Source organism: Methylotetracoccus oryzae, assembly GCF_006175985.1.
In the GTDB taxonomy this organism is placed as follows: Bacteria; Pseudomonadota; Gammaproteobacteria; order Methylococcales; family Methylococcaceae; genus Methylotetracoccus; species Methylotetracoccus oryzae.
Genome location: NZ_SRSH01000016.1, coordinates 24,888 through 51,128, shown reverse-complemented (window position 1 = coordinate 51,128; position 26,241 = coordinate 24,888). Strand labels below are relative to the sequence as shown.

21 protein-coding genes are annotated in these 26,241 nt (G+C 63.1%); 8 read left to right on the top strand and 13 right to left on the bottom strand.

The genetic code is table 11. The annotated features are described in order from the left end of the window. Positions 1-181 precede the first annotated feature (181 nt). The 3 genes from BWR02_RS15610 to BWR02_RS15600 all read left to right on the top strand — a co-directional run bounded on the left by BWR02_RS15610 (position 182) and on the right by BWR02_RS15600 (position 5,691). Positions 182-1,288, top strand: a complete 1,107-nt coding sequence (locus BWR02_RS15610) for a core-2/I-branching beta-1,6-N-acetylglucosaminyltransferase family protein (RefSeq protein WP_139558855.1) — start codon at positions 182-184, stop codon at positions 1,286-1,288. 55 nt (positions 1,289-1,343) lie between these two features. Then, on the top strand, positions 1,344-5,438 hold the full coding sequence (locus BWR02_RS15605) for a DUF748 domain-containing protein (RefSeq protein WP_139558854.1): 4,095 nt from the start codon (positions 1,344-1,346) through the stop codon (positions 5,436-5,438). Between the two features lie 61 nt (positions 5,439-5,499). After that, the gene (locus tag BWR02_RS15600) at positions 5,500-5,691 is read left to right on the top strand and encodes a hypothetical protein (protein WP_139558853.1); all 192 of its coding nucleotides are present in this window, start codon (positions 5,500-5,502) and stop codon (positions 5,689-5,691) included. Positions 5,692-5,746: 55 nt separating this feature from the next. On the opposite strand, the gene BWR02_RS15595 is transcribed toward BWR02_RS15600, so the two are convergent. The 6 genes from BWR02_RS15595 to BWR02_RS15570 form a co-directional block, all read right to left on the bottom strand. Beyond that, positions 5,747-6,115, bottom strand: a complete 369-nt coding sequence (locus BWR02_RS15595) for a DUF3240 family protein (RefSeq protein ID WP_139558852.1) — start codon at positions 6,113-6,115, stop codon at positions 5,747-5,749. Continuing rightward, complete coding sequence (locus BWR02_RS15590) at positions 6,108-9,170, bottom strand: efflux RND transporter permease subunit (RefSeq protein WP_139558851.1); 3,063 nt, start codon at positions 9,168-9,170, stop codon at positions 6,108-6,110. The genes BWR02_RS15595 and BWR02_RS15590 overlap by 8 nt, the downstream gene beginning before the upstream one ends. A gap of 1 nt (position 9,171) precedes the next feature. Further along, positions 9,172-10,236, bottom strand: coding sequence for an efflux RND transporter periplasmic adaptor subunit (locus BWR02_RS15585; protein ID WP_139558850.1), 1,065 nt, complete (start codon positions 10,234-10,236; stop codon positions 9,172-9,174). 23 nt (positions 10,237-10,259) lie between these two features. Continuing rightward, complete coding sequence (locus BWR02_RS15580; protein WP_139558849.1) at positions 10,260-11,453, bottom strand: TolC family protein; 1,194 nt, start codon at positions 11,451-11,453, stop codon at positions 10,260-10,262. 587 nt (positions 11,454-12,040) lie between these two features. Beyond that, positions 12,041-12,871 (bottom strand): spermine/spermidine synthase domain-containing protein, encoded by an 831-nt coding sequence (locus BWR02_RS15575; RefSeq protein WP_139558848.1) that lies wholly within the window; start codon positions 12,869-12,871, stop codon positions 12,041-12,043. A 223-nt stretch (positions 12,872-13,094) separates the two neighbouring features. Then, positions 13,095-14,744, bottom strand: a complete 1,650-nt coding sequence (locus tag BWR02_RS15570) for a SulP family inorganic anion transporter (protein WP_139558847.1) — start codon at positions 14,742-14,744, stop codon at positions 13,095-13,097. A 205-nt stretch (positions 14,745-14,949) separates the two neighbouring features. On the opposite strand from BWR02_RS15570, the gene BWR02_RS15565 reads away from it, so the two are divergent. The 4 genes from BWR02_RS15565 (at position 14,950) to BWR02_RS15550 (ending at position 19,324) form a co-directional block, all read left to right on the top strand. After that, a complete protein-coding gene (locus tag BWR02_RS15565; protein WP_236102304.1) occupies positions 14,950-15,147 on the top strand; it encodes a ribbon-helix-helix protein in 198 nt (65 codons plus the stop codon). A 93-nt stretch (positions 15,148-15,240) separates the two neighbouring features. Continuing rightward, complete coding sequence (locus BWR02_RS15560) at positions 15,241-15,510, top strand: RNA recognition motif domain-containing protein (protein ID WP_139558846.1); 270 nt, start codon at positions 15,241-15,243, stop codon at positions 15,508-15,510. Between the two features lie 482 nt (positions 15,511-15,992). Beyond that, complete coding sequence (locus tag BWR02_RS15555) at positions 15,993-18,680, top strand: UPF0182 family protein (RefSeq protein WP_139558845.1); 2,688 nt, start codon at positions 15,993-15,995, stop codon at positions 18,678-18,680. A 167-nt stretch (positions 18,681-18,847) separates the two neighbouring features. Next, on the top strand, positions 18,848-19,324 hold the full coding sequence (locus tag BWR02_RS15550; RefSeq protein WP_139558844.1) for a DUF5658 family protein: 477 nt from the start codon (positions 18,848-18,850) through the stop codon (positions 19,322-19,324). A 95-nt stretch (positions 19,325-19,419) separates the two neighbouring features. Here the strand turns inward: BWR02_RS15550 and BWR02_RS15545 are convergent, their stop codons facing one another. Next, complete coding sequence (locus tag BWR02_RS15545; RefSeq protein ID WP_129883885.1) at positions 19,420-19,773, bottom strand: hypothetical protein; 354 nt, start codon at positions 19,771-19,773, stop codon at positions 19,420-19,422. Between the two features lie 367 nt (positions 19,774-20,140). Here BWR02_RS15545 and BWR02_RS15540 point away from each other — a divergent pair, with 367 nt between their 5' ends. Continuing rightward, on the top strand, positions 20,141-21,001 hold the full coding sequence (locus BWR02_RS15540) for an urea transporter (protein ID WP_139558843.1): 861 nt from the start codon (positions 20,141-20,143) through the stop codon (positions 20,999-21,001). Positions 21,002-21,122: 121 nt separating this feature from the next. On the opposite strand, the gene BWR02_RS15535 is transcribed toward BWR02_RS15540, so the two are convergent. Genes BWR02_RS15535 through BWR02_RS15510 form a run of 6 tightly spaced genes read right to left on the bottom strand, consistent with a single transcriptional unit; the run spans position 21,123 to position 26,239 of the window. Beyond that, entirely contained in the window at positions 21,123-22,424 is a 1,302-nt protein-coding gene (locus BWR02_RS15535) for an outer membrane beta-barrel protein (RefSeq protein WP_139558842.1), read from the bottom strand. A gap of 56 nt (positions 22,425-22,480) precedes the next feature. Then, complete coding sequence (ureG, locus tag BWR02_RS15530; protein WP_139558841.1) at positions 22,481-23,107, bottom strand: urease accessory protein UreG; 627 nt, start codon at positions 23,105-23,107, stop codon at positions 22,481-22,483. Between the two features lie 13 nt (positions 23,108-23,120). Continuing rightward, a complete protein-coding gene (locus BWR02_RS15525) occupies positions 23,121-23,795 on the bottom strand; it encodes an urease accessory protein UreF (protein ID WP_139558840.1) in 675 nt (224 codons plus the stop codon). Next, positions 23,785-24,219 carry an urease accessory protein UreE gene (gene ureE / locus BWR02_RS15520; protein WP_139558839.1) on the bottom strand — a complete coding sequence of 145 codons (435 nt, stop codon included), beginning with the start codon at positions 24,217-24,219 and terminating at the stop codon, positions 23,785-23,787. The genes BWR02_RS15525 and ureE overlap by 11 nt, the downstream gene beginning before the upstream one ends. 2 nt (positions 24,220-24,221) lie before the next feature. Then, complete coding sequence (ureC, locus tag BWR02_RS15515) at positions 24,222-25,925, bottom strand: urease subunit alpha (protein ID WP_139558838.1); 1,704 nt, start codon at positions 25,923-25,925, stop codon at positions 24,222-24,224. After that, positions 25,922-26,239: an urease subunit beta gene (locus BWR02_RS15510; RefSeq protein WP_129883892.1), complete on the bottom strand. Its 318-nt coding sequence runs from the start codon at positions 26,237-26,239 to the stop codon at positions 25,922-25,924. Before BWR02_RS15510 ends, ureC begins: the two co-directional genes overlap by 4 nt. Between the last annotated feature and the right edge of the window lie 2 nt (positions 26,240-26,241).

Sequence of the window (26,241 nt, the reverse complement as noted above, 5' to 3'; positions counted from 1 at the left end):
AGCGTGTTCCATCTCGCGCAGTTCAGACTGATTCGCGGCCGTGATAAAGTGTTGACGCTGGAGGGAAGCGCTTTGATCCCGGAGCACGAGCGGTTTCGGGTCACGCAAAAACCTTCGAGCGTGTGAGACGAGGGCGAACGCCCCATGCCGATCTGGCTTCAGGCCTGCGGACTACGAGGCAGTGGACGCTTTTCGAGGTGGGTCCGAAAACCGTTCGCTGTGGGATAACGAACAGCAGAACCAGGATTTCTCGAACCCCATGTTCCCTGAGGATTCGGCCGCCGCATCGGCACCCTCTGCAGCGGATGCATCAGGCACGGCGCAAGCCGTGACCTTGAAAAAAGAGCCCAAAATCATCTTCGGGCTGATGTCGGCCGTCGCGCAGATCGGGACCGTGGAGCAACTGGTCGCGGCGCTGCAGCCACACCTCGTCGTGGTCCACCACGACTTCAGCCAACAAATGCACTTTCGGATCAAGGCCGAGAATGCGCGGATGGTGCCGAATCCGAAACAAACCGGCTATGGGGTTTTCGCGTTTACCGAGGGAGTCATCCAGTTGCTCGCGTATTGCCTGGAGCACATCGACTTCGATTATTTCCAGCTGTTGAGCCCCGCGTGCCTGCCGATCAAGCCGTTGCGACAGTTTTCGGCCCACATCGCGGCCAGCCATGACGATGCGCACGCCGAGTTCGTCGACCTGGCAACCGACCGGGACGCGATGATGTCGTACGCGCCCCGCGCCTACTCGCCGTATCGATCCTGGCGCCGCAAACTGCTCCGCCAGGCGGGGTACTGGTATTTCGGCAAACACGCGATGGCCGAACCCGTGGCTGGCGTCCAGATCCTGCGCCGCAGCAAACGCATCGCAACCGACCCGCTCGGGCTCGCAGCCTACTCCATCACCAAGCTGGCATCACTCGGCGCGTTCGGCAGCTACCTGGCGGCACCCGGCCTGTACCCCAAGGTCGGTGCAGCCTGGTTCGGAGCTCGACGCAGCGTCTGCGAATATCTGGTGCAACGTTTCCTGGAGCCGGCCGTCTACGAGCATTACCGCGAATTCAATGACATCGCCGAAATCAGTTTCCAGACGCTGCTTGGCAACGCCCCGCTGCGTATCGGCCCACTGAATACCTACGTCAATGCCTACGCTGGCTGGCATCCACACGTCTTCAAGTCGGAGGACCTGCCGCAACTGGCCGCACTACCCCAGTGCTTCGCGCGCAAGTTCCCGGACGACCCCGATGCCGAAGTGCGCCGCCGCGTCCTCGAATGGGTGACCCAAGGATGATACGCCGGGCAAAATCCTGAGTTATCCGATCGCGCCACCCGTTGAGCAGGCCGCAATGAAATACTGGCAAACCATCCTCAGGAACCGCAAGCTTTGGACGATAGCCGCCGCGCTCGTCGCCGGCTATCTGCTGACCGGATTCCTGCTGCTGCCGTGGCTGGCCGAGCGCTACGTACCGCGCATTGCGTCCGAGCAGTTGCAGCGCCCCTTGACCCTCGGCAAGGTCCGGTTCAACCCCATCCTGTTCAAGCTCGAACTGAACGACGTCGCGCTGACCGAACCGCAAGGCGAGCCGCTGGCCAGTCTCGGCCGACTGTTCGTCGATTTCGAACTGTCCGGGCTGTTCCGCCGCGCCTTTGCCTTCCGCGCGATCGAACTCGACCAGCTGCGGCTGCACCCGCAGATCGGCCCGGACGGACGTCTGAACTTCGCGCGACTGGCCGATGCCTTCCCTCCTGCGGAGAAACCCGAACCGCCGCCGGACGAAAAGTCCGAACTGCCGCGGCTGCTGGTCGACCACTTCGCCTTGATCGACAGTGCGGTCGAATTCTCGGACCTGTCCAAGGAGCCCGGGGTATCGGAACGCATGGAGTCGATCAACTTCAAGCTGGATGCGATCTCGACGCTCCCGGACAACGAAGCCTCGCATCACTTCACGGCAGCCTTCGAGGACGGCTCGGCGCTGGACTGGCACGGCCAGGTGTCCTTGAACCCGATCGCATCGGAGGGAGAACTGAAGCTGGAGGGCTTCAAACTGGCAACACCCTGGCCCTTCGTCAAGGATCGGGTCGCACTCGAACCGCCGGAAGGCCAGCTGACCGCAGGCGCCGGCTATCGATTCCGGATGGACGGCGACACGATCGAGCTGACGCTGAACGAGATCGCCGCCGCCATCAGCGGACTCAAAGCCGTGCCCGTCGGTGGAAAGGAGCCTGTACTCGCGTTCGAGCAGATCCAACTGGGTCACGGCACGTTCTCGCTCGCCGATCAGGCAGTGAAGATCCCGGAGTTCGCGCTCCGCAAGGGCGTGCTCAAGGCGGCGATCGACGAACGGGGAGCAGTGAACTGGCAGCAACTGGTCAAGCCGGCGGCGCCCCCGGCGGCCGCCCCGGCCTTACCCGCGGCAGCGGCAGCGTCACCCGCCCCCGCCCCGCTAACGGCCGGCAATTCGCCGGCGCCGGCCCCGGTAACCACCCCGGCAAAACCCTGGCACGTCGACCTAGAGGCCTTCCGGATCGAGGAACTGGCGCTGCAGCTCACTGATGCCAGCCGCCAGATGCCGCTCGATGCGAGTATCGGTGCCTTCGGGTTGGGCCTCAAACTGGCCGCAGAAGCCGGTGCCGGCGAGCCCAAGGTGACGGTAGGCGGGCTGAATACGGAAATCCGGAATATCGGACTGAAAGCCGTCGGTGCCAAGGACCCGGCGCTGGCCTTGGAGACCTTCCGGATTTCCGACGGCACGGTCGATCTGGCGACGCGCACCGTCAGCCTGCCAACGATCGCCATCCAGAAGGGCTCGATACGGACCGACGTCGATACGCACGGCGCAATGAACTGGCAGAAGTTCGCGACACCCGCGACTGCGATACCTGCTCCGCCGAGCCCCCCGCCCGCTCCCAAACCGGCGGCCGTGGACAGGAAAAAGACGAAACAGACCGGAAAGGCCGTCCGGGCGGTCGGCGCGGGTAAGTCAGCCAGTCCCGAGAAACCGGACGCCAGTGCGCCCGCCACCGCATCCTCGACCGCGTCGCCACCCTGGCGTGTCAATGTCGACGCGCTAAGGATTGAACAAATCGGTGTCCACTATGCGGACGACAGTCGCAGGGCACCGATCGCGATGGACGTTGGCAGCTTCGGTCTCGGACTGCGGGCCGCGATCGAAGCGGGCGCTGGGGCGCCGAAGGTTCTGATCGACGCCTTGCAGAGCGAGATCAAGCAGATCGCGCTGCGCGAACGGCAGCGTGAGAAGCCGCTAGCCAGTCTCGAGTCGATCGCTTTGGGCGGCGGCAAACTTGATCTGGCGCAGAACACGATCGGCATCCAGCAGATCACGCTGAGCGGGGGGGCGACGGCGGTGGAGCGCGACGAGAAGGGCGCGATCCGACTGGCGGAGGTCTTCTCGCCCCGTGACGAGGGCAAGGTTGCCGAAACCGTGAAGCAGGCCGACGTCACGGCCAAGCAGGAGGGCAAGCCCTGGCAACTGGCCGTTGGCGCCGTCAACCTGAACGGCTTCCAGGCCGCCTACCAGGATCGCAGCGTGACGCCGCCCTTCGTGATCGGGTTGCGCCCCGCCGACTTTCACCTGAAGAATGTCGCGAATTTCGGCAAGGCCCCGGTCGTCTTCGACGGCAAGATCCATGTGGTGCAGGGGGGCGACTTCAGCATCACAGGCCAGGCTCTGACAACCGGCGAACGCGGCCAGGCCGAGTTGCGCCTCGACCGCCTGGCATTGACCGGTCTGCAGCCCTATGTCGCCCAGGTGGGCGCGCTGAAACTGGAGAGCGGCAATCTCTCCACGCATCTCAAGCTCGCCTTCGAGCAGAAGGCCGGCAAATTGAGCCTGACCGCCAAGGGAGACGCGGGATCAGCCGACCTGATGCTAAAGGAAGCCAAGACCGGCAAGCGTTTCGCATCCTGGGAGAAGCTGGACGTCAACGGCATCGAGTTCAGCCTGGCACCGGACAAGCTGGCGATTCGGGAAATCAACGCGAGCCAACCCGGCGCCAATTTCGAGATATTCGAAGACCGCTCAACCAACGTCGCCGCAATCTTCGCACCGCAGTCGGTGGCAACGCCCAAGCCAGGCACCCCTCCGACCACCAAGGCGGTGGCCAAGCCAGCAGCCAAACCGGCAGCCAAGCCTGCCGCAGGCGCGAAGTCAGCAGCCGGCAAGCCCTTTCCGTTCTCGGTGCAGCGAGTCAAGGTCGAACAGGCCATTTTCGACTTCAGCGACCAGTCGCTGGTCTTGCCCTTCAAGACGCGGATCCAGAACTTCGGCGGGACCGTTTCCGGGATTTCAAATGCGCCCGGGTCCCGCACCCTGCTGAAACTCGACGGGCGCGTCGACGAGTACGGGGAAGCCAACCTCGAAGGCACACTGGATCTGATGCAACACAAGGCCTTCAGCGACATCACACTGATCTTCCGCAACGTCGAAATGTCGTCGCTGTCACCCTACAGCGGCACCTTCGCGGGCCGGCAGATCCAGTCCGGCAAGCTGAATGCAGAGCTGCAGTACAAGATCGAAAACAGCCACATGAAGAGCAACGGCAAGATCGAGCTGGATCAGGTTGCTCTCGGCGCTGAAGTCGTGAGCCCGAAAGCCAAGTCGCTCCCGCTGGACATGGCCCTGGCCTTGCTGAAGGACAGCGCGGGAAGAATTACCGTGTCGGTGCCGATCGAGGGCGATGTGGACGACCCGCAGTTCGCTTACGGGCCGGTGATCTGGAACGCCATCGCAACGCTGATCACCAAGGTGGTCACCGCACCATTCACCGCCCTGGCCAGTGTCTTCGGTAACGGGGACCAGGATATGGGCGAGATCTTTTTCATCCCCGGCAAGAACGGCCTCCCGCCGGCCGAGATCGAAAAGCTCAAGAAGCTCGCCGCCGGCCTCAGCTCGCGGCCGAGTCTCGTCGTCAAGGTGACCGGCACCTTCGACCCCAAGCTGGATGCAGAGGCGCTGAAGTCATGGGATATCCGCACGGCAGTAACCGAGCGCCTCGGCATCAAGGTGGCACCGGGGGAAGATCCCGGGCCGGTCGCCTTCGACAGCGCCAAGTCACAGAAGGCGCTCGAAGAACTGGCTGACGAAGCCAGCGGCGCCAATGCACTGGCGGCCGCTCAGACGGCATTCAGGGAGCAATTCGGACGAGAACCCAAGCGGATCGGCGGCTTGTCCTCCTGGATGGAAAAAGCCAGCGAGGACGCACAGTTTTATCAGTTGCTGTTCGAGCGACTGGTGCAGTCCGCCCCGCTGCCGCCGAATGCGCTGGAAGCCCTGGGGGATCGGCGCGGTCAGGCCGTCATCAAGGAACTGATCGCCCAAAAGGGCGTGGATCGCAACCGGGTGCGCCTGGACAAGCCCGCTTCCACGGGCGAAAAGGACGGCCGCATTCCCGTCAAACTGGATCTCGCGGCTGACGGTTGACGACCCCGGCGCCGGTCCATCGAAAAACCTGGATACAAGAAACTGAAGGACGTAACTGCCAATGAACCTGATCGATGAAATCTCCCGGCAATCCGCCCTGCTGTCGCGCGAAAACCAGAGGCAGGTGCTCGACTTCGTCGAATACCTCGTCAAGAAATACGCCGCCGATGCCCCCACCGAGGACGAAGCCTGGGATCAGGTGTCCGGACGCAGCGCGGTGACCGCCGGCGCTCCTCCGACCGGCTCGCGCTGACGTTCAAGGCCGCGGCCCATGCGCCGCGACCGCGCTCCCACGCCGGACTGAAACCTCAGTCGCTGCCCGCGGCGTTGAGCGCGGTGCACGCCGCCGGGCGTTCATCGCCACCCGCAGGTTCGGCGCGGCCGAAACGCACGACTGACGTGACCCAATAGACGACGCCCGTGTTCGAGAAGTCACGGCACAGCGCGTCGATCAGCCGGTCGACCTCCGCTTGCGGCAGACAGATTTCGAAACGCACATTCTGCTTGCGGCCGCTGACCTGCTCCGCGAGCGTCAACCCGTCCGATCGGCCCGAATGGCCGTTGACCGGGAAGCTCGTAAACCCGCAGCGAGAATCGAAGTCCAGCAGCCAGTCGATGAGCGACTCTTCGAGCTTGGGCGGAACAGTCAACGAGAGCAACAGGTAACCCTCAGTCATTCGGCACCCGTGGCGCTTCGCCAAAGCGGCGGTACAGTATGGGCAGCAAGATCAGCGTCAGCATGGTCGACGTCACAAGACCACCGACACCGACCACGGCCAGCGGCCGCTGAATCTCGGAGCCAGGGCCGGTCGCATACAGCAAGGGCAGCAGGCCGAACGCAGCGATACTCGCGGTCATCAGAACCGGACGCAGACGACGGACTGCGCCAATCACCACGACCTCGTGCATGGCCATGCCGATCGAGCGCAACCGGTTGAAGTAGCTCACCATCACGATGCCGTTAAGTACGGCGATGCCCAGCAGCGAAATGAATCCGACCGAGGCTGACACCGACAGGTACTCCCCCGAAATCCACAGACCGAACACCCCGCCGATCAGCGCCAGTGGAATGTTCGACAGCACCAGCACGGCCTGCCGCACCGACCCGAAGGTTCCGAAGAGCAACATGAAAATCAGCCCGATCGACACCGGAATCACCAGTGTCAGGCGTGCCGCCGCGCGCTGCTGATTTTCGAACTGCCCACCCCAGGTCAGGTAGTAGCCCTGCGGCAGTTGAACCTGCTGCTCGACGGCCTGCTTGGCCTCATCGACGAAACCGACGAGATCGCGCCCCTGAACATTCGAGCGAACGACCGAATAGCGTTGTCCTCGCTCCCGCGCGATCGACACCACGCCCTCGACGCGTTCGATGCGGGCGATCGCCGACAGAGGCACTCGATCGCCATTGGGCAGCGACACCTGCAACGTCGAAAAATGGGCGGGATCGCCGGCGCCGCGGATCAGCAGCGGCGTGCGCTGGATGCCTTCCTGCACGATGCCCAGGCGCAGCCCCTCGATTTGCGCCCGCAATACCTGCGCGACGGTGTCGACATCCAGGCCCAGCCGACCCGCAGCGAGACGGTCGATACGCACCTGAAGGTACTGCATGCCGGCATTGCGGGCCGTGAACACGTCTGATGCCCCGGAAATCTTGCGCAACACACCGGCGATCTCCTCGGCCTTTTCGTTCAGCACGTCCAGCTCGGTTCCGTAGAGTTTGACCGCCACGTCGCCGCGCACGCCGGTCAGCATCTCCGTGACTCGCATCTGGATCGGTTGCGTGAACCCATAGGCGATCCCGGGCAGCGTATCGAGCACGGTCCGGATCTTGTCGATCAGTTCCTCCTTGCTCCCCACGCCCCACGTGTCCTCGGGCTTGAGCACGAGAAAGGTGTCCGTCTCGTTCAGACCCATCGGATCGAGACCGATCTCGTCGGCACCGACGCGCGACACGATGCGGGTGACTTCCGGGACATGCTCCAGGATGGCTTTCTGGATGCGCTGGTCCATCCGAATCGACTGGTCCAGCGTAATCGACGGCAGTTTCTCCACCTGCACGATGATGTCACCCTCGTCCATGGTCGGCATGAAGGTCTTGCCGATCTGGAAGTAGGCCAGTGCTGTCGCGGCCAGCAGCAGCGCTGCGCAGGCCATGACCACGCGCGGGTGCGCGAGGCACTTGACGAGCACGGGTTCGTACAGTTGATGGAGCTTCCGGGCCAGCCACGGTTCGCCGTGCGCCACCCGTCCCATCACGAATGAGGCGACGACGGGAATCACGAACAGCGACAACAACAGCGAGCCGCCCATGGCAAACACATTCGTGAACGCGACCGGGCGGAAAAGCTTGCCTTCCAGCCCCTCCAGCGTCAGCAGCGGGACGAACACGATGCCGATAATGATCGAACCCGAGACGACCGGCGCCGCGACCTCGCGCATGGCCCGGTAGATCAGATGCAGACGCGGCACTTTCGTCTCATCGCCTTCAGCCAGGTGGGTCGTAACGTTCTCCACCACGACGACGGCCGGATCGACCAGCTTGCCGATCGCGATCGCCAGACCGCCGAGACTCATCAGATTCGCCGTCAGGTCGAATTGCCGCATCAGCAGGAACGTGAAGAGCGCGGCGAGCGGCAGGATGGCCGCCACCGTCAGGGCCGCCCGGATCTCACCCAGGAACAGCACCAGCAATATGACGACGAGGACAGTGGCTTCGACCAGGGCCCTGACCATCGTGCCGATAGCGCGATTGACCAGCTTGCCGCGATCGTAGAACACATCGAGACGAACCCCGGGAGGCAGTGCCGGCTGGATCTCGAGTATCTTGGCCTGCAGGTCCGCTATGACCTGCCGCGCATTGGCGCCGCGCAGGCTCAGCACCAGGCCCTCGGTCACCTCCCGTTCGCCGTCCTGACTGACCGCACCGTAGCGGGTCAGCGCGCCAATCCGGACTTCCGCCACGTCACCGACCGTGATCGCGATCCCGTCGCGTTGGGTGACGACGATCGCGCGCGCATCCTCCAGACTGCGAATCCGGCCCTGAACGCGAACCAGCAGGGTCTCCTCTCCCTCGCCGAGCCGGCCCGCTCCGTCATCGCGGTTGTTCGCATGCAGCGCGGCGATCAGTTCATCGACCGTGACGCCGCGGGAGGTCATCCGGGCATTGTCGGGGATCACCTCGTAACTGCGCACCAGGCCGCCGAGCACGTTGACATCAGCCACACCGGGGACGGTCCGGAGCGCCGGCCGGATCACCCAGTCCAGCAGGTTGCGCCGCTCCATCAGGGTCAGGTCGCCACCCTCGACCGTGAACATGAACATCTCTCCCAGCGGCGTCGTCATCGGAGCGATACCCCCCTGGACGCCGTCGGGCAGCGAGCCCCATACCCCATTGAGCCGCTCCGCGACCTGCTGGCGGGCCCAGTAGATGTCCGTGCCTTCGGCGAAGTCCAGCGTGATGTCGGTCAGTGCATACTTCGACAGCGAGCGCAGCATGACCTGCTTCGGAATACCGAGCAATTCGACTTCGATCGGCGCCGCGATACGGCTCTCGACTTCCTCCGGCGTCATGCCGGGCGCCTTGACGATGATCTTGACCTGAGTGGGCGACACATCCGGAAACGCATCGATCGGCAGTTCCATGGCGGCAAAGTAACCGGCGCCGGCCAGCAAAACGGCGAGCGCCAGCACCAGCACGCGCTGGCTCAGCGCGAACTCGATCAGCCGCGTCAAGCTAGCCTCCCGAGCCCATGCCCAACCAGGCCGCCTTCAGCGCCGCAACCCCCTGGACGACGACTTCATCGCCCTTCTTCAAGCCTTCATGCACGACGACATCCCGCGCCTCGACCCCGGCAACAGCCACGGGACGGACCGCAAATCCCCCCGGTGCCCGGACGAACATGTACTGTCGACCCTCCTGGCTGACGAGCGCGGCCGTCGGCAAGCGGACGATGTAGTCCGTGCTGGCATGCGAGATCAGCACGTTGACGTTTTGCCCCGCCAGGACGCCGGAGGCCCGCTTCTCGATGACCGAACGAACCAGCACACTCTGGCTATTCGGATTGATGTTGCGACTGACCTGGGTGATCCGGCCGCTGAGCTTCGGGTTGTCCAGCGTGACGCGGTCCCCGATGCGAATTTCATTGGCCCGCTCCTGCGGCACGCTGATCTCCAGCCAGAGCTCGTCAAGATTGGCGACGCGAAACAGCGGCGTCAGGATGTCGACGCGCTGCCCGGCGACCGCCATGCGCTCCAGCAGGACGCCGTTGACCGGCGAACGGAGCTTCAGCGTGTCGCTGAGCCGCCGCGTCGCTTCGAGTTGCTTCAACTCGTCGGCGGGCAAACCGGACAAGGTCAGCACCTGCTCGGTTTCTCGCAGCTGAGTCTGCGCCTTGTCGAAACGGCTCTTGGTCTCCTGCCAGCGAATGCGCGAAATGATGCCCTCGCTCAATAGCGTCTGATCGCGCTGCAATTGCCTTTCGGCGAGTTGGAACTCGGTCACCGCATTGAGCAGGTCGCGCTGCTGCGCCAACAGACTGGGACTCTGCATCTCGGCCAACACCTGACCTGCCCGCACCGAAGCGCCCAGCGCGACGTCGACCTTGCTGACCAGGCCGGCCTGCGGCGCGCTGACGAGGAACTCGTTCTGCGGCGGCACGACGATCCGTCCCGGGGCCCAGGCCAGCGGCAGCGAGCTCACGCGCTCCGGAACGATAGTCCGGATGGCGAGGTGTTCGATCTGCTGGTCGGAGAGACTGACCAGATCGTCAGCCGTGACCCCGGTGGCGACCAGCGTCATGGCGACAACCAGCCAGCGAGAGATCAAGGGGTGACCCCGACGACCTGGTTGTAGACCGCGAGATCACGCTGCAGCAGGATCGCACGCTCGCGCGCATCGCGGATCGTCGTCTGTGCCGTGGACTGGATCCTCAGAAAGTTGATCAACTCGATTTCTCCCGATTCGAAGGCGAGCTGGTTCATCCGGATCTGGGTTTCGGCAATCTCCCGCCGGCGCTCGGCGATCTCGAGCAGCGCTCGATCCGTCTCGATGCTGCGGCGGATCGCGGCCAGCGCCTTGTTCAACTCGCGCATCAGGGTGTCGCGTTCGACGATCTTCTGGTTCAGCGCCAGATTGGCCTCGGCCACGAACGGCTGATTCCAGTCGTCGCCGCCAATCGGGATCTGGACCACGAGATTCGAACCGCTGTTCATGGACTCACCGTCGAAGGTGCGCGCGTGATTGGTGCCGACGAGAACACTTGGCTGATTGCCCTGTTTGTAGATCCGCGTCCATTCGACCTGGGCCTGAGCCCGCTCAATCATCGCATTCACGGCGGAAACGGAGGGATGGGACTCAACGATCGCATCCGTCGGGCTCTGCTTTTCGGTGAACTCGACCGGCACCTTCTGCTGGCGGGTCACATTGGTATAAGCCTGATAGGCCTTGATCAGATCCAGCTCCGTTTGCCCCACCAGTGTCTTCTTTTCCAGCGCGTCACTTTCGGCCATCAGCAGGTCCGAACGGGACAGATCGCCCAGTTCGACCCGGCGCGCCACCGTAGACACCAGCCGCGTAGCCACCTCATAGACCTGGCGCGCCGTGTCATAGCGGTTCTCGGCCAGCTTGATGTTCCACAAGGCATCCCGCACCAGCCCAGCCACTTCGTGCTTGACCGCCTTGCCGAAGGCCGCCGTGCTTTGCGCCGCCTGGTCGGCCACCTTCTGACTGGCATCCTTCTGGCCCCACATCCAGATCGGAATCTGGTAGCCGCTCTGCACCTCGACGAGGCCCTGGTTGGACATGATGGTGTCGTCGATGTACTGCAAAAAGATCAGCGGGTATCCGGCGATCCAGCTCGAAGCCCGGGTCTGCAAAGCCTGGACTTCCTGTTCCGAGGCCTGAATCAGCGCCTGCTGCGGATAGTTCTCGAACGAGGCATCGACGACCTTGGCGAGCTTGAGTGTCGGATCGTAGGGCACGACCGGCGTCTCGCCGGTGACGCTTTCCGCGCTCATACCGCTTGCCGCGCCCCATACGCTCAGCAGCAAGGCGACGCGCAACCAAGTGGGCGGGGGGGGGCCATGTCGACGGCGAGAGGGTGGGGCGCTCAGCGGGCAGGAGGCAGCAGGGTGCGATCGCTTTGGCAACGGCAAGTCTCTCTCATTCATGGGGATGCGCGTGACGGAAGCGACACGGATGCGTAGGCAAACAGGGGGTATCAGTGCCTCAAGCCAACAAGCTCCCATAGCGATGGCGGGCCGATGGGCTGGGTAGGAGCACGAATGTTGCTTGGCGGAACCGATCACTCGCTATCAAAACTCAACGACGGTTGCGAGCATTTTAGCGAATGCCTGCTGCCTGTGGGTTGGCCGTTCCGACTCCAGCCGGGTCACAACACTCGAAACCGATCATGACCGTCATTGTGACACAGGGCGCTCCCGCTCTCGCATCAAGATCGGGCCTTGCCAAGTCTGACGGATTTACCCCGCGTTGAGCTCGCACCGTCGTCACAGCCGACTGGGTACGGCGACCGCAAGGCGTCCACGCGGACGAGCGGGATGGGTCGCAGGCAGCGGGCGAGGCCCGGCGCTTGACGGGCTCGTCACTCGCGGGCCGTGTCATAGGCATCGCTCTCGCGTGACGGAGCCCCTGATCCACCCGGCTTCAGGCTCGAAAGCAGTTGCGAGGCGATGACGCGAAACGGAATTTCATGTTCCCTTTCGAGCTCGGCGGCCCGTTCGAAGACCTTGAGTCGCGGCGGGAGCAGCGCTCGCTTCACCGCGCATGCGATCCGGTTGCCGCGGTCGTCTGACCGGACGGTCAGCATCCGGTTATCGAACGCGGTGCTCATCCGGTCGAGGTACTCATCGATGCCCTCGTCGGACTCCAGGAAGTTGGCAACGAGAACCCCACCGTCTCGCAACGCAGCGGCGCAGCCGTCGTAAAAGTGTTGACTGCCCAGTTCGCGCGGCAGACCGACAATATCGAAACCATCCAGCAGGATCACGTCGATATCGTGCGGCGGAGCGGCGATGAAGTCGGCTCCGTTCCCGTGGACGACCCGGAACCGGGCGTCGTCCGGGGGAATCGAGAACCTGTCCCGCAGCGCGATGACACGCTCGTTGATCTCCACGCTCGTGATGCGCGTGCGCGGCAGATGCCGATAGCAATACTTGGACAGCGAGCCGCCCCCCAAGCCGATGATGACCAGATCGCGGGGCGCCGGCTGGAATAGCAGAAACGCCATCATCAGGCGCGTGTAGCACAGGACCAGACGATCCGGGTCGCTCCGGTACATGACACTCTGGACGGAGCGCCGATCGAAATGCAGAGCGATATGCTCGGCGTCCTCGTCCAGCACCGGACGACGCTGCGACTTGGTATTGGTTTCCGCAACGCGGGCGGCTCCGCGCTTGGGGTCACGCCTCGTCATGAGCCGGTGCCCTCCATGAACTCCGTTGCGGACAGACACGTGGGGGTGGCCATGGAACCCGGGATCGACCCGGCTTTGGTACGACCCCGCTGACCGCCGACGCGACGCCTGTCGTGAACCGCCTTCGATGCCGTCCCGGCAAGGGTGTCGCCGACCGGCGAGGTGCCGTCGTCCCGACTACGCGAGTGGGGAACGAGCCCGCTTCACTAACTCGTACCACGGCCTATTTCAGCGCCTTCCGGCGCCGGGCTGCCAGAGGGTGCTCCGAATACGCGTCGTAGTGATCGAGCCCCCGAATTTCGCAGCGGCCGCCCCGCGCGATGTAGTCGCGCTGATAGCGGTCGAGGAAATCCATCACCGTGTGATCGATGAGCGAGGCATAGGTCAGATCGAAAATCAGCGTCACTCCCTCCGGAATTTCCGCAAGCTCGCTCTTCAGCACGATAAAGTTGGAAAAGATTGCGGCTCCGTTGATCTTGATCCGGTAGGTGCTGCCACCCTCCCGTACGACCCGGTAGGACAGTTCGAACAGGTTCTTCAGCCCGACACCGCGCCCGCGATGGATCAGCAGCTTTACCCCGATCGAGATGGCCACCCCGGCCAGGATGTTGGTAGCCAGAATTCCGACGATCGTGATGACGAAGAGCGCCAGTTGCTCGATGCCGACGTCGAGCGAATTGGCGAAAGCCCGCGGCGTGGCGAGCCGGTAACCCGCATAGATCAGCAGCGCCGCCAGGGAGGCCAGCGGGATGTCGCGGATCAGGTGCGGGAAGAACGCGACGAACAACAACAGAAACAGGCCGTGGAAAAAGTTGGACCAGCGACTGCGCGCACCATAGCCGATATTGGCGGAGCTCCGCACGATCTCGGTGATCATCGGCATTCCGCCGATCAGACCCGACACCACGTTGCCGATGCCGATGGCGGCAAGGTCCCGATCGAGGTCGGAGCGGCGCTGCTCCGGATCGAGCCGATCCACGGCCGAAGCGGCCAGCAGCGACTCCAGGCTGCCGATGAAAAACAGGCTCGCTACCGACATCCAGAACGGCGCGGTGCCTGACTTCGAAAAATCCGGGGTCGCGAAACTGTCGACGAAGCGATCGGGAATGTCCGCGAGGAACTGTGTGGCGGTGACGTACACGTGCCGGTGGAGCAGATCGCTCTCCTCACCCTGCGACACCAGGTACAGCTCGGCCTGGTTCAGGTCGAAAGCCCGCCCCAACAGATAGCCGGTCAATATGACCAGCAGCGGTGCCGGCATCCGGCCGAGGCCGCGATTGCCCAGCAAGGGCCAGACGAAAAGAATGACCAGACCGATACCGCCGACCAGCAGGATCTCGGAGTTCAGGTGCAGGAGGCTGTGTGGGAGATGCACAAAACTCTGCCAGGGCGTTTCGAAATCGGGTCGGGTGCCGATCAGCGTATGTATCTGGCGGGCAATGATGATGATGCCGATGGCGGCCAGCATGCCGTGGGCCACCGCAGCCGGAAAGAATGTTGCCCAGCGTCCGGCCTTGAACCAGCCAAATCCGATCTGCAGCCCCCCGACGACGATGATCGCAGCCAAGGTGTAACGATAGCCGGCCCAGACATCGCCGTCGCCCAGCGAATGGACCGAAGCGAATAGTACCGTGATCAACCCCGCGGCCGGTCCGTTGATGCCAAGGCGCGAGCCATTCATCCGGGAAACCAGCAGGCCGCCCACGATCGCGCTGATGATCCCGGCCATGGGCGGAAAGTCCGATGCCATGGCGATACCGAAGCACAGCGGTAAGGCGATAAGGAATACCAGGAATCCGGCAACGACATCGCGCCGCCAGTTATCGGTCAGTTCGGCACACTGGGCGCGGATCCACCGAGGAACGGAATGCATGACGGTAGCCCCCCCGAAAATCAGAAAGGGGAGCCGCTGGGCGGCAGCCCGACCAGCACCGGTAACAACCTCAGATAAGCGGACATACGGTGGCGGGCGCCTCGTTTTGCGGCCTTAGGCATTAAGATTTGATGTCTATCTCTTTCTTATATTATCATCACTCAGTGTCTAGTAAATTCTAATCAGATGTTAATACGAAACACATATGAGCACGATCGAGAATCGTACCGCACGACTGACCTTGCTGGTTGATCCCGACAAAAAGGCGACCTTCGAGCGCCTTTGCGCCGAAGAGGACGTCACACCTTCACAGATGGTGCGCAAGCTCATACGAGAGTACATCGAGCGCCGACTGGGGCCAACCTGGCGGGACGAAGTGTTCAACGACCACAAAGCGTCCTAAAAGCGCCGCGACGCGCCGGTACACGCCGCTACATCCACCCACCGCGCAGCTCAGTCGCCGTGGGCCCACCGCCTGAATCTATAGGAGTTCGTCATGCTGAGAATCTATGCAGGAAACCTGCCTTCCGACTGTACCGAAGCCGAGTTCGCCGAACTGTTCGCCGCCTATGGCCGCGTCCGCGCCCTGGAACTACCGCGCGATCTGTTCACTCATCGCTGCCGGGGTTTCGGCTTCGTCGAGATGGAAGGCCACGAGGCGCGCGCCGCCATTTCCGGACTGGACGGGCAATTGCTGCGCGGTAACAACCTGCGCGTCAATCTGGAACGTCCGCGTACCGGTCGCACGGCCAAGCGCCGCCGCTGACGGCAAGCGCACCGGACATCGGTAGCCACCCCTCGCTCAAGCCACCACGGCAACCCCGCGCGCCCGTCATCGCCGACAGCAGGCGCGCGAAGCCGGCAAGTCACCCGCCCTCCCTGCACGCCGGCGTCCCTGCCGACCCGCTGCCGGCAGTCATCAGCCGTTCCTGAGTTGCGGCTCGGTATCGGCGAGACCGGCCAAGAACGGTTGCGCGCAGGCAACTCCCCCGCTCCGAAGCCAGCGCACGCTGCTTTTCCTGCGCATCGATCATCACGACTGGCCACGCCGTCCGAACCGCAGAGTGGCAGATCCTCGACCTCAGCCCGCACGCGCCCCGTGACTATGTCGCCGAAGCTTCTCGCGGTATGATTTCGCGCTGACCGCCCCTGCCTGGCGGCGCGGCCCATGGCTTCCGCGGTGATTAAAGACAACCGCGCGACCGGCTTCTCGCCGGACCATCGACTTCACCCTTTACTGGAAACGTCATGCGCAACTGGAAACGAGTGCTGATCACCGTCTTTTCGATCGCGACGGTCCTCGCTGTCGTGGTGCTTGGCACCGGCGTCGCGCTGACCGGTTTTCTGATCGATCTGTGGTGGTTCGAAGCGCTCGACTTCGGTGGCTACTTCTGGCTGCGGCTGTTGTATCGCTACATCCTGTCCGGCGGCGTCACAATCTTTTTCTTTCTGATCCTGTTCCTGAACTTCCTCGCCGCCTCGCGCTACCTTGGCGTCGACCAGGGGACACTGGACGATCTGACCGACACCAGCGAGGGGCGGCGGTCGCGGCGGATGCTGGCCTTGTTCCAGACCGGATCGTTACGGGTTTTCACGCCCCTCGCGGTGATGCTGGCGATTGCGATTGCGTGGCCGTTCTATGACGACTGGGAGCGGGCACTGCTGTTCTTTTTCGGCCCGAACTCCGGCGTCAGCGACCCGGTGTTCCACAAGGACATCAGCTTCTACCTCTTTGAACTGCCGATTTTCAAGCTGATCCAGCGCGAGCTGTTGTTCGCCTTCGGCATCATGACGCTGGGCATCGCCGGCCTGTACTGGATGGAACACCGGATCACCGCGGTGGCCGCGCGTCCGTGGTCGACGGGTGCGCGGATCCACCTGAGCGGCCTGGCGATCATCACGGGCCTGATCGTCGCCTGGGGCTTCATGCTCGAACGCTACGCGTTGCTGCACACGACGGCCCATGAGCCCGTCTTTTATGGCCCGGGCTTCGTCGAGATACGCTATTACCTGCCGCTGATCTGGGTCATGATCCTGAGCCTGATCGTCGGCGTTATGGCCATCGTCTTTCATTTCAATCGGGGCGGAAAGGGTCTGATCGCGGCCAGCGTCTGCGCGACTTTGTTCGCCGCAGCCTGGGGTCTGCGCCAATTCGATGTCCTTCCCGACCTGATCAACCGTTTCGTGGTCAAGCCGAACCCGGTGAAGGCCGAGCGCGAGTTCATGCGCGCCAACATCGCAGCGACGCTGGATGCCTACGATCTGACGGACGTCGAGACCATCGACGTCACGGCGGCAACCGATCTGTGGGACATCCTGGACCCGCACATCCGTCAGACACTCCATAACATTCCCGTCTGGGATCCCGAATTCCTCGACGACGTCTACCAGCAGATGCAGGGAATACGTCCCTACTATCACTTCAGCGACGTCGACGCGGCACGATACCAGCTCAATGGACAACTTGAGCAGGTCAATCTGGCAGCCCGTGAGGTCAACACCGACCGCCTGCCGGCCGGCGCCCTGACCTGGGAAAACCTGCATCTCCGCTATACGCACGGATTCGGCGCCGTCATCACGCCGACCGCTCAGGACGGCGGCGTCCCGATGCAGTGGTATCTGCGGGACTTGAACCTGCGGTCCGACGTGGGCTTCAGCATCGACAAGCCCGACATCTACTACGGCCTGGAAAAACTGGACTATGCCATCGTCCCAAATCGACTCGATCTCGTGGGTCTGTCGAGCTTCGACGAGATGTCGAGCCAGAACTACACCGGCGCCGGCGGCATCCCGATCAGTTCGCTGTTTCGCAAATTGTTGGCGGCAATCCACCTCCGCGATGAAAAGCTGTTTTTCTCCGTGGCCATCGATGGCAACAGCCAGTTGCTGATGCGTCGGAACATCGTCGAGCGGATCAGGACGCTGACGCCGTACCTGAAGCTGGACAACGACCCATACATCATCGTCACTCCGACGCGCATGTTCTGGATCCAGGACGCCTACACGATCTCGGACCAGTATCCCGAGTCCAAGGCCTCGGAGTTCCGCTTCGGGGGTGACTCGACCGAGCAGCGGTTCAACTACATCCGGAACTCCGTCAAGATCGTGGTCGACGCGTTCGACGGCAAAGTCGAGTATTACGTCGCCGATCCCCGGGAACCGCATGTGCGGGCCTACGCTCGAGCGTATCCGGGCGTGTTCAAGGACATGAACGACATGCCGCCCCTGCTGCGTGATCAGTTGCGCTACCCGCGCGACAGTTTCGCGATCCAGATGAAGATCTTCGCGCGCTACCATCAGACCGAGCCGGAATTGTTCTACCAACAGGCCGAAACCATGGAGATGGCGAAGGTCCAGGACCAGATCGTCAAGCCCTACTATCTGACGACCTACCTGGAAAGCTGCGCCGACATGAACAACTTCGTGCTGCTGAGCCCGATGACGCCGATCGGCCGCGGCAATCTGAGTGTGCTGGCCATTGGCGGCGCACAGCGGAACGACGAGTGCGGGATTCCCTATTCCAAGAACATCGTCATCTACAAATTCAGCAAGGACGTGCAGGTCGACGGCCCGTCGCAGGTCAGCGCACTGATCGACCAGGACAGCGAAGTCGCCCAGGCCTTCACGCTGTGGGATCAGAAAGGCTCACAAGTCATCCGCGGGCGCATCATCATCCTGCCGGTGGGCAACTCGATCCTCTACGTCCAGCCGGTCTATCTGGTTTCGCGAGCGGACACGCGCATTCCCGAACTCACCCGCATCATCCTGTCACTCGGGAACGTGGTCGTCATGGACACGACCCTCGAACGCGCCTTCTCGCGCCTGGAGACCCGCCTGAAGGAAGTGGCCCCGCCCGGGTCGGCAGCAGCACCGGCTACGACTCCCATCAATCATCAGAAGCGGCCCGAGCAGCCCGAGATGACGCCCATACCCTGAGGGATGCCCGAGGCCGACGACGGAAAGGCTGTACTGCCGCAGCCTTTTCCCCCTGGGCACGCCGATCTGGATATGGCAGAGTAAGGGCGTGTATGCAATCGCCCCCCATCCCGAACGCCGTGGCCCCGACACTCTGAGGGTTATCCGGTCCGGCAGGAGCAGCGCAAGTGACTAGCGAATCCGAAGGGCTCGAATGGCAACGAACGGCGCTCACCGACCGGCGACGACGTCCAACACCCGCGATCAGCCGCTATTGGTTTCGTGGGCGCCGGCGGCACGTCCGGCGGGCGGCCGATGCCTGCGGCGGTTATTACGTCGATCACCCCGGCACAAAAACCCTTTGGGCCGCGGCGGCGCTGATGGTGCTGACGCTGCTCGATGGTCTGCTCACGCTCCGGTTGCTGGGCGGCGGGGCTACCGAAGAAAATCCGGTGATGGCCTATGCGCTCTCGCTGGGCGTTTCCACCTTCCTGCTGACGAAGTATCTGCTGACCGTACCGTCGGTCGGTATGCTGTTGATCCACAAGAATTTCCCGGTGCTGCATCCACGCCTCCGTGTGAAGTGGATCTTCGTCGGCTTTCTGGGCATCTATGGCGCACTCGTCGGATACGAGTTGGCACTGTTCGGCGTGATGGAATCGTAGGACCAAGGCGGTATCCACTCCATCGTCCGGATACGACAACGCCGGCCCGGGTGGCCCCGGGCCGGCGTTTGGCGGGGATGTGCTGAACGGCAGGATCAGTGCATTTCGGCCGCGATCTGGCGGTGAAGTTCAGCCATCGCCTTGGCATCCGCTGCGCCCGCTTCGAAATCCCGCAGCATTGCGCCCGAACGCGCGCGCAAGTCCTTGATGCGACGGCCGTAACGATGAGGACGCGCTTGATAGTCGGCCAGGGCACGCCGCTGCTCTTCGGCGTTAGCTTCCTCTGTTGCGGCAATCTCGTCGAAGTGTTTAGCCAACGCTTCGTGGCCGGCGGCGGAGTCGGCATTTTCGGCTGCGGCAGCCCAATCCTGCGAGGGACTGGTCTTCGTCGCGCAACCGGCGGTCACCAAGGCTGCCAGTATCAGGGCCGGTATCAGGATCACTTTCATAGAATCGTTTCCTTCTCGGGTCAGACTATCGGGATGCGGCACAAGAACGCGGCGGTCCTCGCGGCTGCCATACGCTCTGAACTGTACCCGAGCGTCAACGCCGAAGCAAACGACGACGAACGGCTGGGAACCCGTCGAGCGTACTGCCGAAGTCGTAGACACGGGCACTGACACCCTATCCGCCGGGTGCTCGTACCGGCACTTCTCCGCGGATCGAGGCGGTCGACGAACACCCCACATTGACAGCTTTTGTCGCATTCACACAAAATATTGTCTCAATTAGCCTTTTTTCAAAATTGTGACCGTCGCGGATCGCTCGATCACGAGCAGGATCGATGGTGCAGCGCAACAAGCCGCGGGGGCAGACATGGTCAATGTTATCTCGGCAGTAAAGACAGTGTTTCGCGGAGTGGGGCAGGTCTTCTTTCAGGAGAACGCCGCTACGGGCGCGTTGTTTACGGCAGGGATCGCCCTGAGTTCGCCACAGATGGCGGTTGCCGCAGTCGCCGGGTCGGCCATCGGGGCGGTCACAGCCAAAGCCATGGGTTTCGACCGGGACGCACTGCAGGCCGGCGTCTACGGTTTCAACGCCGCCCTGGTCGGGCTGTCCACTCTGTTCTTTTTCGAACTGGGATCCGCGAGCATCGTGTTGATGGTGTTGGGCTGCGTCGCCACCACTCTGCTGGCGCGCCTGCTGCAGCGTCAGCTTCCGTTTCCGACCTACACCCTGGCCTTCATCGTCACGACGTGGGCGCTGTTCTATCTGGGGGTCGCCCTCGATCTGCCTCAGGTCGAGAATGTGGCTGGTCCGAAGGCCGATTCCCTGCTCGCCGCCATCGTTCGCGGTGTCGGGCAGGTGAAGTTCCAGGCGAATGCCGGCACCGGTTTACTCTTCCTGGTCGGGATTGCCGTGAACGACTGGCGCCACGCGGTTTGGGTCCTGACGGCCTCAATGCTGAGCGTGCTGGGAGCGGTGTTCCACAACGCGCCGACCGAGGGCATCGCTCTCGGCCTGTACGGCTACAACGCCCCCCTGACGGCGTTGGCGCTGTTCCTGTGGCGTCCGTCACTGATCGCGCCGCTGCTGGGGATCATGCTGTGCATCCCGATCACCGAATACGTGCCGCTGCTCGGTCTGCCCGCATTGACCCTTCCCTTCGTACTGACGACGTGGCTGTTGCTCGCGCTAGGAGCGCTTGAATCCCGGCTGTTCCGAACGGGACGATAGGGAAGCGCTATCCTGTTCAGCGCTTCCCGCGATACAGGGATGGACTGAAACAAGCCGGGACGGCTCTGGTTCGAAGTTTCCGGAGAGCCATGGGCGTTGCCTGACCTTTCTTCGATGCGGTTCAGAACTTGATCAGGGCGCTGACGACGCCGGTCAACTGGTTCTGGTAGCGCGCTTCGCCATCGCCGCCGAACGCACGTTCCCCGGCGAAGTCGCCGCGAATCTCGGGCCGGATCTCCAGATACTTCACAGGATGCCAGTTGACGCCCAGCGTCAGCGCGCCGTACTGCGTGTCGATGCCGGTCCGCGTGCCCTTGATGTCGGCGAAATAGTCGGCGCGGGCCTGCAGATCCAGGGTCGGTACGAGGTGCAGGATGCCGATGGTATAGAGACCGTACCAGGAACCGGTGCCGACCGGGGTGTTGGCGTCCCAGCCCATGTTCGATTGCACGACCTGCGTGAAGCGTTCGCTCCAGTTGTGCTGGACGCGCAGTTCCACGACGGTATCGAAGTCACCGGCCATGCCGGGTGCGGCGAAAATTGCGTTCTCGCCGGCATACAGTGAGCCGGTCAGCCGCGTCCGGTTCTCCTCGGTCAGCCAGTAATTGACCTGCCCGATGTAGCAGATCGAGTTGGCACTGCGTTTCGTGAAGAAGGTGTTGGCGCCGAAGGTCATGCCGTTCCAGACATCCAGTTGCCTGGTCACGTGGAGATTGGTCAGGATCCCGGTGAACGCCCCGTCCTGCGAATAGAAGAACTGGTAATCGCTGGAATAAAAGGGACGGTAGGGCGCCAGGAAACCGTTGTAGCCGATGATGGTGTTCATGCGGCCGACCTTGATGTCCATGCCGCCTTCGGTCAGCACCGGCAAGTGCGCGGACACGTACAAGTCGCGGAAATCGTAACCGAAGCGCGGATTTCCCGGCGGGTTGTCAATGCCGCCCTTGGGCTGGCCCAGCGCGGCATCGGCACCCATGAAGTAGCGGACGTTGAAGCCCACGTCGAACTGGTCCTGACGGAGCGGCTTCTGCAGCACGAAACCGATCTGATTCAGCAACACGGCATCGCCGAAGCGATTTTGTCGCGGCTGCACGTTCAATAGCCCGCCACCGCTGGTCGTGCCCGTGTAGCCACTTTCGATCCAGCCGAACGAACGGATGCCGGTATCGCCGAACAGCTTGCCCAGGCGAAAGCCGTCCATCAGCACTTTCACGTCATCGACCGGCGTGGGCCCGAGCCGGTCCGATTCCGCGTCATCGATATCTTCGATCCATTCACCGGGCAGCGAGTGCGATTCCAGTCCTGATCCGGCAGTGTAGGGCGCGGCATGAGCGCCATTGTCGGCCGCCCGTGGGGTAATGTCCTGAGCTGCGACGGCACCCGATGCGATCACCCAGCAGGCGCCAAGAATCCTTCGTTTCATTGAGCGTACACCCCCTTCCGCAATGATCCGAGGCGCGGCGCTGTGACGCCCGGCCGTTATGACGCCGCGCCGTGTGGCTGCAACATGCCTTTCGTGATGATGAAGTCCTCGATCGCCGCAAGTCCCTCACCCGTCTTCAGGTTCGAGAACACGAACGGACGGTCGCCCCGCATCTTCCGGGCATCACGATCCATCACTTCGAGCGAGGCACCGACATAAGGCGCCAGGTCGATCTTGTTGATCACCAGCAAGTCGGAGCGCGTGATCCCCGGCCCACCCTTGCGCGGGATTTTGTCGCCGGCCGCGACGTCGATCACGTAAATCGTCAGATCGGACAGTTCGGGACTGAAGGTCGCACTGAGGTTGTCGCCGCCGCTCTCGACCATCACGAAATCCAGATCCTTCCAGCGTTCGCACAACTCGTCGACCGCCGCCAGGTTCATCGACGCATCCTCGCGGATCGCCGTGTGGGGACAACCGCCGGTCTCGACGCCGAGGATGCGGTCCTCTGGCAACGCCTGGCTGCGGATCAGGAACTGCTGGTCCTCGCGCGTGTAGATATCGTTCGTGACCACGGCAATGTCGAACCGGTCGCGCATGCGCTTGCACAGCGCATCCACCAAAGCGGTCTTGCCGGAGCCGACCGGACCGCCGATGCCGAGCCTCAGCACTTGTTTTTGCATGTCGTAAATCCTGTCAGGAACGGAATAGTCGGGAATACTGCATCTCGTGCCGGCTGCTGGCCAACGCGAACGCGAAAACGCTCCCGCCGATCTGCTCATCCGTGAGTGCCAGGGATTCCTCCACCCAGGCCGGCAGATCGGCGGCCAGATCGCGCAGCAGGCGCTGGCCCGCGACCTGACCGAGCGGCACCAATTTCACGGCGCACAAGACCTGATTTTCCAACCAGCTCCATCCATAGCCCGTCACGGCTGCCCGCTTCGGGATGCCCCATCGGACCGCGGCCAGGGCAAATAACGTCGCCAGCGTGGCTTCCGGTTTGCGAGACCAGGCAGGGGATCCGGCCAGGTCCAGGGATTCCGACAAGCGCGCCAAGGCCTGGCCCGTCTGCCGATCCTCCTCCCGCAACTCGGCGGTTTCACGATGCGCGATCAGGGTCCGTGTCCAGCGCTCTACGGCATCGCTATCGTCAGCGGCCCAGGCATCGTAGAGGCGCGCAACGATGGGCAGGTCGACGCGTGAGAGGCAGCGTTCGAGAATGCCGCCGATCCATCGGCCAGTGTCACCCTCGTTCGTCACCCACCCATCATCGATGGCCCGCTCCAAGCCTTGGGAATAGCTGTACATGCCGATCGGCAGTCCGGGACTGACCAGTTGCAGCAAGCGCAACAGAGCGAGATCAGTGATCATGACCTTGATAGGCGCCCGCTTCCGGCTCGAACGGCAACAGGTGATGCTCGACGCGCAGCCCCAGCCCCTCGACCATGTGATCCAGCACATGATCGGCGAGGTAACGCAACTCGCCCTCCAGGATCTGCAGCGAGAGGTGCCGGTTGCCCAGGTGATAGCAGGCTCGCGCCATCAGCAAAGCGTCGTCCGAGCGTACGACCGATAGCGGTTCCTCCGCGGCCTGCACCCGCACCTTGATCCCCTCCTGGCCGGTCAACACCATCCCCGAGCGCAGGCACTGCCCGCGCATCAACAAAAAAACTCCCACCGGTTTGCCGCCGTCGGTGACAGCGGAAAAACGGCTCTTCCGGCGTGTTTCGAAGGGCAGCGTCAGGGTGTCGTCATGCGGCGCGCCGGCCTCTGCCAGCCCGTTGAGCTGCAACATGGTCAGAACAGAAAGTAGCGCTGAGCCAGCGGCAGCACGTCGGCCGGATCACAGGTCAGCAAGACGCCGTCGGCGCGGACCTCGTAGGTCTGTGGATCGACCTCCATTTTCGGCGTATAGCTGTTGTGGATCAGGTCCTTCTTGCCAATGGTGCGCGTGCCACGCACGACGCCCACTCCCTTGCGCAGTGCCAATGCCGACGGTATCCCCGCATCGATCGCCGCACCCGGCAGAAAGATCAGCGAGGTGGCGGTCGCCGCGCCACCGAATGCCGCCCACATCGGGCGGTAATGCACCGGCTGCGGGGTCGGAATCGACGCATTGATATCCCCCATCGGGGCCGCCGCGACCAGGCCGCCCTTGATGATCAGGCTGGGCTTGACGCCGAAGAACGCCGGTCGCCACAGGACCAGGTCCGCCAGCTTGCCGGGCTCGATCGAACCGACTTCGTGCGAGATTCCGTGGCTGATCGCCGGATTGATCGTGTATTTCGCGACATACCGCTTGACACGAAAGTTGTCGTTGCGGGCCGAGTCTTCCTTCAGCGCGCCTCGTTGCACCTTCATCTTGTGCGCTGCCTGCCAGGTACGGGTGATCACTTCGCCTACGCGGCCCATGGCCTGGGAATCCGAAGACACGATCGAGAAGGCGCCGAGGTCGTGCAGAATGTCTTCTGCAGCAATGGTTTCACGCCGGATGCGCGATTCGGCGAAGGCGACGTCCTCCGCAATCGAGGGATCGAGATGGTGGCACACCATCAGCATGTCCAGATGCTCGTCCGCGGTGTTGATCGTATAGGGACGCGTCGGATTGGTGGAGGCCGGCAGCACGTTCGGCAAACCGCAGGCGGTGATGATGTCCGGCGCATGGCCGCCGCCAGCCCCTTCCGTATGGAAGCTGTGGATCGTCCGACCCTTGAACGCCGCGAACGTATCCTCGACGAAGCCGGATTCGTTCAGGGTGTCGGTATGGATGGCAACCTGCACGTCATAGCGATCGGCCACCGAGAGGCAGCAATCGATGGCAGCCGGCGTCGTACCCCAGTCTTCGTGGAGCTTCAGGCCGATCGCGCCGGCGCGAATCTGTTCTTCGAGTCCGGCCGGCAAGCTGGCATTCCCCTTGCCGAGTATCCCGAAGTTCATCGGAAAGCCATCGAGCGCCTGCAACATGCGATGGATGTGCCACGGACCCGGCGTGCAGGTCGTGGCGCTGGTGCCGGCCGTCGGTCCGGTACCGCCGCCGATGAAGGTCGTGACCCCGGAACACAGGGCTTCCTCGATCTGCTGCGGGCAGATGTAATGGATGTGGGTATCGATACCGCCGGCGGTCAGAATCTGGCCTTCGCCGGCGATGATCTCGGTACCGGGCCCGATGACGATGTCGACGCCGTTCTGGACATCCGGATTGCCCGATTTGCCGATACCGGCAATGCGGCCGTTCTTGATCCCGACATCCGCCTTGATGATGCCGCCATAGTCGACGATCAGTGCGTTCGTGATCACCAGGTCCATGGCGGTCAGCGAATCGGCCTGACCCTGCCCCATGCCGTCGCGGATCACCTTGCCGCCGCCGAATTTCACTTCCTCGCCGTAAATCGTCAGATCCGCTTCGACCTCGATGAACAGTTCGCTGTCCGCGAGGCGCACGCGATCACCGGTCGTCGGTCCGAACATGTCGGCATAAGCCTGCCGGCTCATCTTGCTCATGGGGCGACCTCCAGCGGTCCCATGACGTCCTGGCGGAAGCCATAGACGATGCGCCGCCCGGCGAATGGGACCAGATGCACTTCCCTTTCCTGGCCGGGTTCGAAGCGCACCGCGGTACCGGCGGGGATGTCCAGCCGGTAGCCGCGCGCCAGCGCGCGATCGAAGCGCAGCCCCGGGTTGGTTTCGAAGAAATGGTAGTGGGAACCCACCTGCACCGGACGGTCGCCGGTGTTCGCGACAAGCAGGGTGATGGTTTCGCAGCCGGCGTTGATCTCGATCTCGCCGTCCGCAGTGATGACTTCTCCGGGAATCATGG